Here is a 14,982-nt window from a genome sequence, read left to right as displayed (position 1 = left end):
CATGAGGCGAGAATCCGTGCGGTATTTCGCGCCGGATAAAGTGGGCTTGACGACAGATTCTGTACTCTCCATCGCAATCAGATGTCCGACGCCGCTTGTGCGCGCTAACATCAACTCCGGACAAAATATTGCATCAGATACTCAGCGCAAAAATGACAACGCCATCAATTCCTAAGTCAAAGAACAGCAAATCACCTGACCAGAAGCCTTGCGCAGAAACGCAGCTACAGAAATTTCTGCAGGATCTGCCACGGCTACTGCTCATCAACGCCATCTGCACGCTGATCGTCACTTATGTGATGCGGACACACAGTCCCTTGCTGCAAAGTTGGGTATTTTCCAATTGCATAGGATTCAGTTGCTATGCGCTGGTACGAATCATCCAGCATTTATTCTGGCGTACACGTAAACCACAGCCATTCTTTTTTTTCCTGGTCTGCTTGCTTATTACCCCACTGGGATTTGTCGCAGGATCAACGCTTGCTGCCGCTATTTTTTCCTATCCGCTGCTGAGTATTTTTTCAATGCAATGGGCATACTTCAGCAGTTTCATCGGGCTGACCATGGTCATCAGTCTGATTTCGGTCTGGTCGTTCTGGAATAAAGCAAAAATATCAGAACTGGCCGCGGAAGCGGAGGCAGAAAAAGCGAAATCTTCCGCGATAGAGCGACAGGCCTTGCAAGCGCAACTGCAAATGCTGCAGGCTCAAATAGAACCGCATATGCTGTTTAACACACTGGCTAATCTGCAAGGACTGATCGCACTTGACCCACCACGCGCGCAACATATGCTGTCGCAGTTGATTGTGTATCTGCGCAATACACTGAGTGCTTCCAGAGCAGAAAAAACCACCTTACAACAGGAATTTTCTCTGATCGAAGCCTATCTGGAGCTGCTCGCGATACGTATGGGAAAACGTCTGACTTATACCTTATCTCTGCCAGCAGAGTTGCGGGAACAAACCATCCCACCCATGCTTTTACAACCGCTGGTAGAAAACGCGATCAAACATGGGCTGGAGCCAAAAATCAACGGCGGAAACATTCATGTTGCAGCAGAAAATGATGCGCATTTTCTATATCTGACCGTTAAGGATACCGGTCTTGGATTATCTGCGCCTCATGCAGCGTCGCCAGAAACACATCACGCCGGGCTCGGGCTTGGCAATATCAATCTCCGTGAACGCCTACAGGCACTCTTTGGCCCATCAGCCGCATTCACATTGGAAGCAAATCAGCCGGAAGGCGCGATTGCACGGATTTCTATCCCTTTTATCCCACATACGTCATCATGAATATACGCGCCCTGATTGCTGAAGATGAAGTCATACTTTCACTCACCCTGCAAAAAATGCTGGAAAAACTCTGGCCGGAATTAGTATTGTGCAGCGTAGTGGAAAATGGCGTTGAAGCCGTGCGGGAAGCCTTGCATCAAGCACCGGACATTCTATTTCTCGATATTAAAATGCCAGGTAAAACCGGCTTGGAAGTCGCACAGGAACTGGCTGAAGAATGGCCGGAAAACCGCGCGTTCCCTTTGATCGTCTATGTGACCGCTTACGACGAATTTGCGATTCAGGCATTTGAACATTCGGCGTCAGATTATGTACTCAAGCCAGTCAGTGAAGAGCGTCTCAGTAAAACAGTACAGCGCCTGCAGAAGCGTCTGACTGACCAGTCGCAAAGCGGTACGGAACTCGAACGCGTGCTGGGACAATTACGCAGCTTAATGCCAGATCACATGACCGCCAGTGACTCTGCTGTGCACAAACCTTTGCATATGATACGTGCCGCCGTTGGTAATCAGATCCGCATGATTCCGGTCGAAGACGTTTTATATTTTGAAGCGACAGACAAATACATTAACGTTGTCACCAAAGAACATTCATCACTGATCCGCAGCAGCTTGCGCGAATTATTGCCGCAAATCGATTCCGATGTGTTTTGGCAGATCCATCGCAGCACCGTGGTTAACAGTAAAAAAATTCTCGCCGCCCACAAAGATGAAAGCGGAAAAATGACGCTGAAATTGAGGGATAGCGATGATAAGCTGACTGTCAGCAGAGTTTATTCACATTTATTCCGGCAAATGTAATCGCCATCGCAATGCTTCAACTTTGCCTAATTCCCTAACGCACATGACAAATCAACTCACTCAACTACGCTGGCAATTATCAGCTTTTTCAGAATTCAACCCAGAGCAGTTACACAAGGTGTATCAGGCCAGGTGCGCCGTATTTATCGTTGAACAAAATTGCCCGTATCAGGATATTGACGGCAAAGATCCGCAATCCCATCATCTTGTAGCCTGGGATGACAACGGTGACATTGCCGCGTATTTACGCATAGTTCCTCCCGGCGTCAGCTATGCAGAACCATCGCTGGGTCGTGTTCTGAGTACGCAGGCATGGCGCCGGACGGGTGTAGGAAAAGAATTGATTGCGAACGGCATCAAGGCACTGCGCCAGCTTTATCCAGCTGCCTCTGTGCGTATCGGTGCGCAAGCCTATCTTGAGAAATTTTATGCCAGCTTCGGCTTTCAGACAGTTTCCGATATCTACCTCGAAGACGAGATTCCGCACCTGATCATGTTGCTGCCAGCAAGCGACCAGTGAATTCAACTATAATTGAGATAAATCAATGACTTACTGAAAATGAGTGAATTCTTCTATTATGCCGGTCGCACAGTTATCCCCAGAAACACCTTACGTCAATATCTCTGCTTACAAATTTATCACCTTCAACGACACCGCTGAAAAGCGGCAGGCGTTTATTGATAAATGCCAGGAACTCAATCTCAAGGGCACCATTCTGCTGACGCCGGAAGGCATCAATATGTTCCTCGCAGGGCTGCGCCATGAGATCGACGCTTACATGGACTGGTTGCATAGTGATCCAAGATTCGCCGACATCGTTGCCAAAGAAAGTTACTCTGATCGTCAGCCGTTTACCAAATTGCTGGTCAAGCTGAAAGCAGAAATCATTACCATGCGCATGCCGCTGATCAAGCCCGAAGAAGGCCGCGCGCCCTCAGTCGATGCGCAAACTCTGAAACGCTGGCTGGATCAGGGCCATGACGATAACGGCAAGCCGGTCGTGATGGTCGATACCCGTAATGATTTTGAAGTCGATGTAGGCAGTTTTGATAATACGATCGATTATCGCATCACCAAGTTCACGGAATTCCCGGAAGTCATCGCTGCCAATCGTGACGTGTTGAATGACAAAACCGTTGTGACCTTCTGCACTGGTGGTATCCGTTGCGAGAAAGCGGCAATTCACATGCAAAACGTTGGCTTTGAAAGCGTGTATCAGCTGGAAGGCGGCATTCTCAAGTATTTCGAAGAAGTCGGTGGCGATCATTATCACGGCGATTGCTTTGTGTTTGACTATCGTACCGCACTGAATCCGCAGTTAGAGGCTACAGATACCAAGCAATGCTTTGCCTGCCGTGCCGTCGTCACACCGCGTGAACAACTGTCGCCGTGGTACGTCCCCGGTAAATCCTGCCCTCACTGCAAAAAAGAATCAGCGCAGACCCAAGCTTGATAATTCCGTTTTTCTTCATAAAAACTCATTTGACGCAAGTCCGTTAAATGAGTTTTTTTCATTCCGGGTCTGAACTTCCGGCGTCACACCATGTCACAATCGCGCTACATTCTTTTCATCTATCCACAATACAAACGAGACTAATCCATGAAACGTTTTTTACTGAGTACTCTCGCCCTTAGCCTGTTGTCTAACGCCGTTTACGCCGCCGAACCAGCCGCTGCACCAACAACTGCCGTCGCATTTACACTCGGTTCCGGGATCATTCCGCGTAATTTTGAACCAACGACTCGTGGCCAGGATAATTTTTTCAGACATGCGCAAGGTGGCTGGTTAAGAGCCAATGAAATCCCAGCCGACAAATCAGACTGGGGTTCCTTCATGGAAGCCCGTGAAAACGTACAGCGACAATTGCACGCGCTGATCAGCGATGTCGCTAAGGACGATAAAAATCCTGCCGGCACAGAAAAACAGAAAATTGCTGATCTTTTCAACAGCTTCATGAATGAAGAAAAGTTGGAAACGCTGGGTGCAGCGGCACTGAAATCTGAACTCGACACCATTGCAGCAGTGAAAAATAAAGAGGGGCTTGCCGTACTTTTTGCTCAGCTCCAGAAAATCGGTGTCACTACCCCGTTCCGGGTGCGTGTTGAACAAGACAGCAAGCAATCCAGTCAATACATCGTCGATATCGCACAATCAGGATTAGGCTTACCGAATCGCGATTATTATCTGAAAACCGACGACAAGAAAATGAGCGATATCCGCGCTGCTTATCTGACGCATGTGGAAAAAATACTGACACTGGCAGGCGATAAAGATGCTGCAGTAAATGCGAAGCAGGTACTGGCGATAGAAACGGAACTCGCCAAAGCACAATGGACGAATGTGGAAAACCGCGATCCACTCAAGACCTATAACAAAATGACCGTATCAAAACTCGATACGCTTGCGCCGGGCTATCAGTGGAAATCCTATTTCCAAACTAACGGTATCGCCGGAAAAGCGGATCAGGTTCTGGTACAGCAACCAAGTTATCTGAGCGGATTCAGCCATGCACTGAAAAATTTTCCTTTATCTGCCTGGAAAAGTTATGCCGAATGGCAACTGCTGAGTGCCTACAGCCCCTACTTGTCCAGCGCATTTGCGAATGAAAATTTTGCCTTCCGTGGCACCACGCTGGCCGGAATCAAAGTCAACCGCACACGCGAACAACGCGCGGTTGCATTGACAGATCAGATGCTGGGCGAAGCCGTTGGCAAGCTGTACGTTGAAAAATATTTCGCCCCTGAAACCAAAGTCCGCACGGAAAAGATGGTGAAATATTTTCTGGCAGCATTCAAAGATAGCATAGAGTCTCTGGATTGGATGAGCGCCGAAACAAAAAAACAGGCACAGATAAAACTCTCAAAAATCAGCGTGAAGATTGGCTATCCTGAGAAGTGGAAAGATTACTCTGCAATACAAATCAGTAAAGATGATCTGGCTGGTAATCTGAAACGTATCCGCAGCGCCGATTTCGAGAAAAACGTGAAGCGACTGGGAACCCCGGTTGATCGCAGCGAATGGCATATGACACCACAAACCGTGAATGCCTATTACAGCCCAGAAATGAATGAAATCGTGTTCCCGGCAGCGCGTTTGCAAGCACCGTTGTTTAACGTCGAGGCAGAAGATGCGGTTAACTATGGCGCGCTCGGTATTTCAATTGGTCATGAAATCAGTCATGCCTTTGACGATGCCGGATCACAATACGATGGTGACGGCAACTTGCGTGATTGGTGGAGCAAAGAAGACCGTGAAAAATTCAACCGCAAAACCAAGGTTCTGGTTGAACAATACAATGGCTACAGCCCGGTTCCGGGTCATTTCCTGAATGGCGAACTGACGCTGGGTGAAAACATTGCGGATAACGTCGGTATCGTGATGGCCTTAAAAGCTTACCGTCTGTCGCTGGAAGGGAAACCATCTCCAATTCTCGATGGCTGGTCGGGTGAGCAACGCCTGTTCCTCGGCCTTGCGCAAGCACGTCGCAGCAAATCCCGCGAACAACGTGCCCTTGCCCTGATCAAGACTGACCCGCATTCTCCGGGTGAATTCCGCGTCAATGGCAGCCTCAGAAATAACACAACATTCTATGACGCATTTAACGTGAAACCGGGTGACGGCATGTACCTGCCGGAAAACAAGCGCGTCAGCATCTGGTAACTGAATCTGGCAACTGATCTGGTAACTGAGAAGCAAAAAAAGTCCGCTGTTGCAGCGGACTTTTTCATATACGATCAAACAAAAATGAGCGATTAACTAAATTTTTTCGCCACTTCAGCAATACGCTGACCAAACAGTTTCGCTGTTTCCAGATCACCTGGCAATGGACCTTCTTCCGGTGAAGAGTCTGATGGAGATTGCGTCATCAGACCGCTGAAACTGCCGACATAATTAACATCGTTGCGTTGCGCCGCTTTACTGTTCGATGGCATCAGACCAGTACCGACCCAGATCATAGAATGCTGCTGTGAGAACGTGAACAGATATTGCAGCGTGCTTAGTTTGTCGCCATTCATCGTTGCGGAGTTCGTGAAACCCGCTGCAATCTTGTTCTTCCATTGCTGGTGATACCAAGGCTTGGATGACGCATCGGCAAACTTCTTGAATTGCCACGAAACGGTGCCCATGTATGTCGGCGAGCCAAACACTATCGCATCTGCTGCAGCCAGGCTGGCCCATTGTGCTTCGGTGATATTGCCTTCGGCATCAATCAGTATCAATTCTGCTGCCGCGCCATTGGCGGCAACACCCGCCTGCACCGCTTCAGCTGCTTTGGTGGTGTGTCCGTAACCTGAGTGATAAACAATCGCTACTTTTTTCATGTCATATTCCTTTTGGTTCATTAGGTTCATTAAAAATCATCCGCATCCATGACAACCGATGAATTTCGTCAACAATCTTTTATTCCGATGTTCAAACCATCATCAGCACATGGCCGATCAGCATCAAGCAAGCACGCACAAAGCCAGCCCGGACAAATCTGTCTTATTCAAAATAATTGATGCCGCACCTGCACTATATACATGCAGGCCAGGCAAGATAAGGGTAAAATTTTCTACACATCATTCAAATTAATTGAATAAAATGAATCTGACGCTGGAAGCCTTGCAAATTCTCGATGCCATCGCTCGCAAAGGCAGCTTTGCCGCAGCTGCAGCGGCGCTGGATAAAGTGCCGTCGGCAATTACTTACAGCATACGCAAACTCGAAGAAGATCTGGATGTCTTGCTGTACGACCGGCGGGGACACAGAGCAAAACTGACCAGCGCTGGCGAAGAGTTGTTAACTCAGGGCAGAAACTTATTGCATGCGGCACAGGATCTTGAAAATCGCGTCAAACGCGCAGCGAGCGGCTGGGAAGCAGACTTTCATATTGTGATCGATGGCATCATCCGCTTTGAAGATCTGATCCCCTTAATTAAAGAATTTGAACAACAAGGCTGCGGCACCCGCATCCGTATTTCACAGGAAATTTTATCCGGCGTCTGGGAAAGTCTCATCACCGGGCGCGCCGATCTGGCCATCGGTGCCGCATACGATGGCCCCGATGCCATCCGCATGCAGGGAGAGTTTCAGACCCGCTCACTTGGCAACATTGATTGGGTGTTTGCGGTTGCACCCGAGCACCCTTTAGCCAACGCGACGGAGCCACTCAGCCATGCAGTAATCTTGGAGCACCGCGCCGTTGCGGTTGGCGATACCAGCCTGACACTGCCATCAATGACAGCGGGTTTATTGAGTGGGCAGGACACACTGACAGTGCCGTCAATACAAGCCAAACTGTCCGCGCAACTGGCAGGCTTGGGCTGCGGGCACTTACCCCGAAGAATTGCTCAACCTTATTTGCAGTCGGGCATGCTGATTGAAAAGAAAACCAGCGCCAATCGCCTGCTGGGTAACAACCGCATCGTATGGCGCAGTACAAATAAAGGCAAAGCCCTGCAATGGTTTTTACAAAAACTGAATGACCCGATAGTGCAGAAAATGTTAATGGGTAACTGACGTTGCGCTGAGCCATAGTACAAAATGAATTAGACCGGACATGTCTGCTACGACTGATTACATCGGGCGTTTTGCGCCCTCCCCGACAGGCCCGCTGCACATGGGATCACTGGTCGCCGCCATGGCGAGTTACCTCGACGCTAAAGCGCATCAGGGCACATGGCTGTTACGTATAGAAGATCTGGATTTCGACAGAAATGTCGCCGGTGCAGATCAGCAGATTCTGCAATCACTGCAACGTTGCGGTATGCAATGGGATGGCGAAGTCGTCTGGCAAAGCCCGCGTCAGGATTTGTATGAGGCGGCATTACGACAGTTGGGCGACTATGTTTATCCCTGTGCCTGTTCACGCAAGGAAATCGCTGACTCACGCCTGCGTCTCGGCGATACCGCCAGTCAGATCTATCCGGGCACATGCAGACATGGCATCGCCGCAGGAAAAACGGCGCGCGCATGGCGTCTGCGTGTGCCTGAACAGGAACAAGGCATCATCTGTTTTGAAGATCGTTTATGCGGTTCGCAAAGTCAGAACCTGGCAACGGAAGTCGGCGATTTCGTTTTAAAGCGCGCCGATGGTTACTGGGCGTATCAGCTCGCCGTTGTCGTTGATGATGCGGCGCAAGGAATCAATCATATTGTGCGCGGTGCCGATCTGATCGACTCCACTGCGCGTCAGATATATTTGCAAGGCTTACTTGGTTTGCCGACACCCAGTTACCTGCACGTTGCCGTGGTCACCAATGCCAACGGTGAAAAATTATCGAAACAAACCGGCGCACTGGCATTTGATCGCGGCGATAATGACTTATTACATGAAGCGTTACTGCCCGCCGCGCGTTTTCTGGGCTTGCAGATCAGTCCTGCAAGCAATCTGCATGAATTCTGGCAGCAGGCAACGATGCTTTGGGCAAAAAAACTGCATATCGCATAGATCAGCACTGTATTTTGCGCCCCCTTAATCACCCATATCCACCTCTGTTGACTCATCCACCATGCCCACATTAAGCATCCTGCAACGCAGTCTGATCGCCATCGTTCTGTTCATCATCGCTCTTGTTTTCAGTATTCCGTGGGGTTTGTATTATCTTGGTCTGAAAGATATCGACGGTAAGCCAGACTTACCGGCACACATGATCTCCGGTGACATGCAGCAAAAAATCTGGGCCGAGTCCGGCTATGAGGGGCAGCCTGAATCAGTCGCATTAAATCCAGTATCGTATATTTTGTCGGCAGCGGGACAAGACGCGCCACCACCGGTGACTTTGTTTGCGTGGCGTGTCGCTTCCTCGTATCAACGCCAGCATCATGCACACGAGGGTGTCATGTGGCAGCAGTTATCCGGCGGCGCGCTGACAATATGGCTGAGCAGACACTGGACGATAGAGCAGTTACTCTCCAAGGTGGCCGAGCTCGAAGAAAAAAAACGTCAGACCAGCAAAGCTGACTGACGTTTTGGGAAGCGCATTGATCCTGTTCTGCATGATCAAAACATGGATTCACGACCAAGCTTGCGCATATCAGTGTCCGGCGTGCCCCTTGGGTTTCACGACCTGCACCTCGATTTCTTTTTCCGCAGATGCTGGCGCGTGATGATGATGGTGCATACCGGCATGATCGGCAGCAGCAGGTCTGACTGGTTCACCTAATCCCGCGGCATCCCCCTGGTATTCATACGCAGCAGTTCCTTTCGGATGCACATACCAACCCGGATCTTTGTAATCACCCGGCTTCTGATCCTTACGTACTTTCAGAACGCTGAACATGCCGCCCATTTCTACTCCGCCAAACGGACCCTCGCCTGTCATCATCGGCAGGGTATTTTCCGGTAAAGGCATTTCCATCATGCCCATATCCGCCATACCTTTATCGCCCATCGTCATATATGCCGGGATCAAGCGACTGATCTTATCGGCAACATCTTTATGATCAACGCCTATCATGCTCGGCACACTATGTCCCATCGCATTCATCGTGTGATGGCTTTTATGGCAGTGTAATGCCCAGTCACCCTCTTCATCCGCAATAAATTCGATCTGACGCATTTGCCCGACGCCGATATCGGTCGTCACTTCCGGCCAGCGCGCAGTTTTGGGAATCGCACCACCGTCGGTACCGGTGACCGTGAACTCATGTCCGTGAAGATGAATCGGATGATTCGTCATTGTCAGATTACCGACACGGATTCTGACTCTGTCATTTTTGCGGACGTTCAGGGTATCGATGCCGGGAAAGACACGACTATTCCACGACCACAAATTAAATTCCGTCATGGTCATGATGTTGGGTCGCGATGCACCCGGTTCAACGTCATAGGCATTGAGCAAAAAAACGAAATCTCTGTCCACATCTGCAATCAGTGGATGTTTATTTTTGGGATGTGTGATCCACGAACCCATCATACCCATTGCCATCTGCGTCATTTCATCCGCATGCGGGTGATACATGAATGTGCCCGGACGACGGGCGACAAATTCATACACAAAGGTTTTACCTGGTTGAATCGCGGGTTGTGTCAAGCCGCTGACGCCATCCATGCCATTCGGTACACGTTGCCCATGCCAATGCACACTGGTGTGTTCCGGCAAGCGGTTGGTGACAAAAATGCGGACACGATCGCCTTCCACCACCTCTATCGTCGGACCCGGGCTCTGACCGTTATAACCCCATAAATGTGCTTTCATTCCGGGTGCCATTTCCCGCACGACAGGCTCAGCGACCAGATGAAATTCCTTCACCCCATTTTTCATCCGCCACGGCAGCGTCCAGCCATTCAAAGTGACAACAGGATTATATGGACGTCCATTGCCTGGCACTAAAGGCAGCATGGTATCCGGGCTGGTTTGTGTCGTAATTTCTGGCAATGCGGCTAACGCGACTTTACTCACAGCGCTGGCTGCCAGTGCGCCACCGGCGATGCCGGCAAATTTGAAAAAATTTCTTCTTGAGTTCATTTTTATTCCTTCTCAACCCCGTTATCAGTGCGCAGCGGCTGATTCATTGATGTTGTTAGTGCCAGTCACGCTGATACGTTCAGGCCGCCCGATCAGCGATGCCTGCAAAGCGGCATCTGCGAGCCAGAATTGCTGTTCAGCGTTAATCGCCGCCATCACACTGCTGATCTGCTCGCGGCTATCTGCCAACAGATCAAAAACACTGATGAACATGCCGTTGTAGCGGAGTTGATTTTCCTGAGAAATGCGTTTGCGCAAAGGAAGAATTTCATGTTGATAGTGATGTGCAATATCGTAACTGGTGCGATACGCCGAATAACTTTCACGCAACTCAGAGGCCGCGTTACGCACAATATTTTCGAGACGATAACTGGCTGCCAGCGTCGCTGCATTCATCGCATCACGTTGCAATTGTCCGCTGTCAAACACAGGCAGACGCACGCCTATTTCCACGCCTCGTTTTACATCGCTGGTTTTACTTACGTTATCAAAAATCGTATTACGCTTCACCGTAAGTTCGATATCCGTCAAGCTGGTCGCCAGCGTCAAACCTTGCTGCTTTGCGACGGTATCCAGTAAGGCTTGCGCCATACGGACATCGAGGCGATTCTCAGTCGCAACTGCCGCGATTTTTTCAGCTGGATAAACGGCTGCCGGCAAATCGGGCAGACGCTCGGGCAAACGCAAACGTGCCAGCTGATCGCTTGTCAGCCCCAGCAAGCGCACTAATCCCTCGCGTGCCGCCGTATTGCTGTGGCGCGCTGCAGCCAGTTGTGCGACAGCATCCGCATAGAAAGCGCGCTGTCTGGCGGCTTGCAACTGATTGAAATTACCGGCGCTGCGCATACGTTGCGCCAGCTCTGCACTGGCCTCTGCTGCATCACTGACTTGTATCGCATAACTCAGGATTTGCTGCGCAGCGACTGCCTTTACCCACGCTGCCCGCACCTGCGTGATCCGATCAATCACCTCACTGCTGAATTGCCATTGCGCCGCCTCTATTTTGCTTTGTGCGATGGAGCTTCGGCGCGGTAAGGTCAGTACGTCAAGCAAGCCAACACTGATCGTGCGCGCAATTTCAAGTTCATCGACAAAACGGCTACGCTCGATACTGAAGAGCGGGTTAGCAATTCGCCCTTGCTGTGCGGCGTTCGCCCCGCTTGCCCAGTATTGCGCAAGCATGGCCTGGAATGCCGGGCTATTCGTCAGTGCAATCTGCACTGCATCGTTTTGTGAAATCGGTTCTTGAAGCAAACGATCCGCAGTCGCTTGCAAACGGGATTTTTGTTCGGAATTGAACGCTGGTTTCAGCGACGATTGTGTGAACGCAGAAAACTGCTGATTGATTTGATCAACAGATTGTTCCGGTTCAAAACTGGTGCAGCCAACCAGCAACATTGCTGACACGAATGGAAGTACAACACCAAAAGAACTTGGTAAAGGTGGCGACATGTCGTCCTCGTTAAAAAGTCAAATCTGACCTGATACTCTCAGGCATAGTTGAACTCAGTATTGTCGTGCCTAAAACATGAAGTCTGGCAGCAATCAACTGAGTTACAAAAACAATTTAAACGGGAAAATGTTTAGGCGGACGTTCCAGCGCACGCGCAGGAGCCGATGAAAATGAGTGAAAATCAAGCGGATACACCGTGATCGTGCCGGGTGAACAGCATTGATCCGCTTGCTGCAGTAGTAAGGCGATGCCAATGCAGCAAGGTGACGCCCCTTTGCAATGATTCTGGGTATCGGGCTTCACTAAGTGTGTATCCTGCGCAGATACCTGCTGGCTTTGCTTCATCGTATCGCAATGCTCAGGACGACTCACAGTATCGTTTGTCTCTGCACCTGATGCCGTTTGCGTACTATTTCCATGCACAAATGCCCACATGCCAGTGGCTGCAAAGCCTTGCAAAGGCAGCAGCACCAGCATCAGACAAATCAACAGAAAACGCCAGGAACCAGATTTCATGAATGAGAACTTACCATAATTCAGTCTGCGCGACCACCAACGACATCAAAGTGACTCCACATCTCGCGTCACACGGCTGCTCACCGGCTGCACCTGATTGCGCCCCAGCGATTTTGAAAAATAGAGCCATTGATCAGCACGTTGAACCAGTGTCTCCAGCGTGTCATCTGCCAATCTTTCGGCAACACCGAAACTTGCGGTGATATTCAGATACTGCCCATCCGGCAAAGGCACCTTCAGATCCCGTTCGACGTTCAGGCGCATTCTCTCGGCGACCTCAATGGCAGCCGGAAGCGAAGTCTCAGGCAAGACAATCAGAAATTCTTCGCCACCATACCGTACCAGCCAGTCGATTTCCGCGCGCAACTCTCTTTGCAAGGACTCCACGAAAACGATCAGCACATCATCACCGACAGCATGGCCATATTGATCATTCACCGACTTGAAAAAATCGATGTCGCAAAACACCACAGCCAAATCCCGCTCGTAGCGTATCGCTCTGTGCATTTCGCCGGGCATGCGTTCGTTGAAAAACAAACGGTTATAACAGCCGGTCAGAACATCCGTCACCGATAGTTTTTTTAATCTGTCCATCGCCTGTTGTAGCTGGGTAGTCCGCTCTGACACCAGGGCATCCTGATTTTCTATGTGTTTCTGCAAACGATCCTGCATAGTGCGGAAACCATCCACAACCAGATCAATTTCATTGTAGACGTGCCGCGGCCCGAGCTCTAAATCAAGGCGCGTAGCTATTTTATTTGCCTGAAGATTTTTGACGAAATCGGCCAATTGACGCATAGGACGTTCAAGATCGCGTCGTAAGATTGCGAAGACAGCAGCAAAAATAAATGCCGTAAGTAAGAGTACTTCAGCGAGGACAATAAAAAAGCTGCGCATCACCTCATGACGTAATACGCTGCGATCAACAACTAATTCCATCGTTCCGACACGCGGACCAATACCGTCCGGCGACGGAATATCAAACATCAGATGTTCATCTGAAATTGATTGCCCACCATTCCCACCGACAAACTGTTGTCCAGTGCTGGCCTTGATAACAACGTAAGCAATATTCGTGTTTTTCGTCAGCAAAGAAATCTGTTTGTGTATTGCCTGTAATTCGATGTCCCAAATCGCCAGAGATAACAAGGGGATATGCGTGTTGGCAACGTCCCTGATGGTCATATCAAAGTTACGCTCTATCGCTCTGTAATTCAGATAGGCTTGCAAACTGCTGAACAGCAAAATACACAGAATGACCCATTTAAACACCCGCCGGAACAGCAGGCTTGCAATAGGTTGTGACAATCGGAGTTTCATTGATGTTTTTCGACCTGCGTTAATATCTGCCGGAAATTAAAGTCGTATTTTTTTAACTTCGGATTCAGCACTTTACTAAATTTTTTAAAATCAACCTGGCTAAAATCGAGTCTGCCAAAATGACGCTGAAATCTGCGCGCATCATCCTTGCTAAAAAGAATAAACATAGAGCGATCCAGTTCCAGCCCTTCATCTTTGAAATCTTTACCATGATGATAGTCATACAGCATTACAAGACCAAAGGCACCAGCGATAAAATGCCCGCCAGCCAGAGCAGTCAGACTACCCGATTCCAGCGCAGCCAATGCCTCAGATGAAGTATTGACAGCACTGAAGTAAGCATCCTTGCCTGGTTGCTCGCCTTTATTTTTCCAGCTGTCCATCGCACCGAATGCCATCAGATCGCTTCCTGCCCAGATCAGCCTTGCCTGGGGGTGGCGTTGAAAAAGCCACTCACTTTGTTCCTGCGCTTTGGCGCGACTCCACTCTGCATACACTTCCTGATCAACCACCACATCTTTTGCTTCGGCGACCGCTCGGCGCATACCTTCATTGCGTTTAAGTGAAGCCGGCGTAGAACGATCTCCGGCAATCGCCAGCATGTGCAGACGACCATCTGATCCCTGCATGTGATGTTGCTGACCGTGTAGAATCAGCGCCCGCGCTGTCAGATAACCGGCCTCTTCTGCGCGTGGCTCAAGTGAACCCAGCCATCCCGGAAAGTGTAGTCGCGGAACTGTGGCAAGCAGACGCTCACTTTGTTCGCGCAAACCGCTGAATGCCAGGAAAGTCTTGATATTGGCTGCATCCAGAATGCGGATGACTTCAAATCCCACGGCATGATCATTCGACAGAATGACATAGTCAGGCCGGTCTTTCACCTCACGGGCTGCCAGCTGTTTTGCCTGCGTCAAAGTATTAAGGTGATTACGGTTGGCGTACAGCACTTCCAGCCTGACATCCAGATCTTTCGCTGCGGCCAACATACTATTACTTGCCGTCAGCCAGTAGATTTCATCCGGCTTCCCGGGATTCAGAAATGTAACCGACATCGCAGCGGCGTCACAGCAAAGGAAATATCCCAGACTGAGACTAAAAATGATCACGCTGCGAAGCCAACACATATCTTCTCCCGAAATAAAA

14 protein-coding genes are annotated in these 14,982 nt (G+C 49.8%); 8 read left to right on the top strand and 6 right to left on the bottom strand.

All coding sequences use genetic code 11. The features are described from left to right. The first annotated feature begins 152 nt into the window (after positions 1–152). From H8K38_RS01990 to H8K38_RS01970, 5 genes are all read left to right on the top strand, one after another. A complete protein-coding gene (locus H8K38_RS01990; RefSeq protein WP_186883096.1) occupies positions 153–1,295 on the top strand; it encodes a sensor histidine kinase in 1,143 nt (380 codons plus the stop codon). Further along, entirely contained in the window at positions 1,292–2,095 is an 804-nt protein-coding gene (locus tag H8K38_RS01985) for a LytTR family DNA-binding domain-containing protein (protein ID WP_186883095.1), read from the top strand. Before H8K38_RS01990 ends, H8K38_RS01985 begins: the two co-directional genes overlap by 4 nt. Before the next feature lie 43 nt (positions 2,096–2,138). Continuing rightward, entirely contained in the window at positions 2,139–2,615 is a 477-nt protein-coding gene (locus H8K38_RS01980; RefSeq protein WP_186883094.1) for a GNAT family N-acetyltransferase, read from the top strand. 58 nt (positions 2,616–2,673) lie between these two features. Further along, entirely contained in the window at positions 2,674–3,549 is an 876-nt protein-coding gene (locus H8K38_RS01975; protein WP_186883348.1) for a sulfurtransferase, read from the top strand. Positions 3,550–3,696: 147 nt separating this feature from the next. Beyond that, positions 3,697–5,757, top strand: a complete 2,061-nt coding sequence (locus H8K38_RS01970) for a M13 family metallopeptidase (RefSeq protein WP_186883093.1) — start codon at positions 3,697–3,699, stop codon at positions 5,755–5,757. Between the two features lie 92 nt (positions 5,758–5,849). Here H8K38_RS01970 and H8K38_RS01965 read toward each other — a convergent pair whose 3' ends face one another. After that, positions 5,850–6,419 (bottom strand): flavodoxin family protein, encoded by a 570-nt coding sequence (locus tag H8K38_RS01965; RefSeq protein ID WP_186883092.1) that lies wholly within the window; start codon positions 6,417–6,419, stop codon positions 5,850–5,852. A 262-nt stretch (positions 6,420–6,681) separates the two neighbouring features. Between H8K38_RS01965 and H8K38_RS01960 the strand changes: the two genes are divergently transcribed. The 3 genes from H8K38_RS01960 (at position 6,682) to H8K38_RS01950 (ending at position 9,047) form a co-directional block, all read left to right on the top strand. Next, complete coding sequence (locus tag H8K38_RS01960) at positions 6,682–7,599, top strand: LysR family transcriptional regulator (protein ID WP_186883091.1); 918 nt, start codon at positions 6,682–6,684, stop codon at positions 7,597–7,599. Positions 7,600–7,639: 40 nt separating this feature from the next. After that, positions 7,640–8,530 carry a tRNA glutamyl-Q(34) synthetase GluQRS gene (gluQRS, locus tag H8K38_RS01955; protein WP_186883090.1) on the top strand — a complete coding sequence of 297 codons (891 nt, stop codon included), beginning with the start codon at positions 7,640–7,642 and terminating at the stop codon, positions 8,528–8,530. A 61-nt stretch (positions 8,531–8,591) separates the two neighbouring features. Next, on the top strand, positions 8,592–9,047 hold the full coding sequence (locus H8K38_RS01950; protein WP_186883089.1) for a hypothetical protein: 456 nt from the start codon (positions 8,592–8,594) through the stop codon (positions 9,045–9,047). Between the two features lie 69 nt (positions 9,048–9,116). Here H8K38_RS01950 and H8K38_RS01945 read toward each other — a convergent pair whose 3' ends face one another. The 5 genes from H8K38_RS01945 to H8K38_RS01925 all read right to left on the bottom strand — a co-directional run bounded on the left by H8K38_RS01945 (position 9,117) and on the right by H8K38_RS01925 (position 14,963). Next, positions 9,117–10,550, bottom strand: a complete 1,434-nt coding sequence (locus H8K38_RS01945; protein WP_186883088.1) for a multicopper oxidase family protein — start codon at positions 10,548–10,550, stop codon at positions 9,117–9,119. A 24-nt stretch (positions 10,551–10,574) separates the two neighbouring features. Continuing rightward, positions 10,575–12,002: a TolC family protein gene (locus H8K38_RS01940; RefSeq protein ID WP_186883087.1), complete on the bottom strand. Its 1,428-nt coding sequence runs from the start codon at positions 12,000–12,002 to the stop codon at positions 10,575–10,577. A 115-nt stretch (positions 12,003–12,117) separates the two neighbouring features. Beyond that, positions 12,118–12,519, bottom strand: coding sequence for a hypothetical protein (locus tag H8K38_RS01935; RefSeq protein ID WP_186883086.1), 402 nt, complete (start codon positions 12,517–12,519; stop codon positions 12,118–12,120). A gap of 45 nt (positions 12,520–12,564) precedes the next feature. Beyond that, positions 12,565–13,839 carry a sensor domain-containing diguanylate cyclase gene (locus H8K38_RS01930; RefSeq protein ID WP_222610716.1) on the bottom strand — a complete coding sequence of 425 codons (1,275 nt, stop codon included), beginning with the start codon at positions 13,837–13,839 and terminating at the stop codon, positions 12,565–12,567. Continuing rightward, on the bottom strand, positions 13,836–14,963 hold the full coding sequence (locus H8K38_RS01925) for an ABC transporter substrate-binding protein (protein WP_186883084.1): 1,128 nt from the start codon (positions 14,961–14,963) through the stop codon (positions 13,836–13,838). The genes H8K38_RS01930 and H8K38_RS01925 overlap by 4 nt, the downstream gene beginning before the upstream one ends. Between the last annotated feature and the right edge of the window lie 19 nt (positions 14,964–14,982).

Origin of the sequence: Undibacterium sp. FT79W, assembly GCF_014284215.1 — a bacterium.
GTDB classification, from domain to species: domain Bacteria; phylum Pseudomonadota; class Gammaproteobacteria; order Burkholderiales; family Burkholderiaceae_D; genus Undibacterium; species Undibacterium aquatile.
This window is presented reverse-complemented; position numbering and strand designations above follow the sequence as displayed.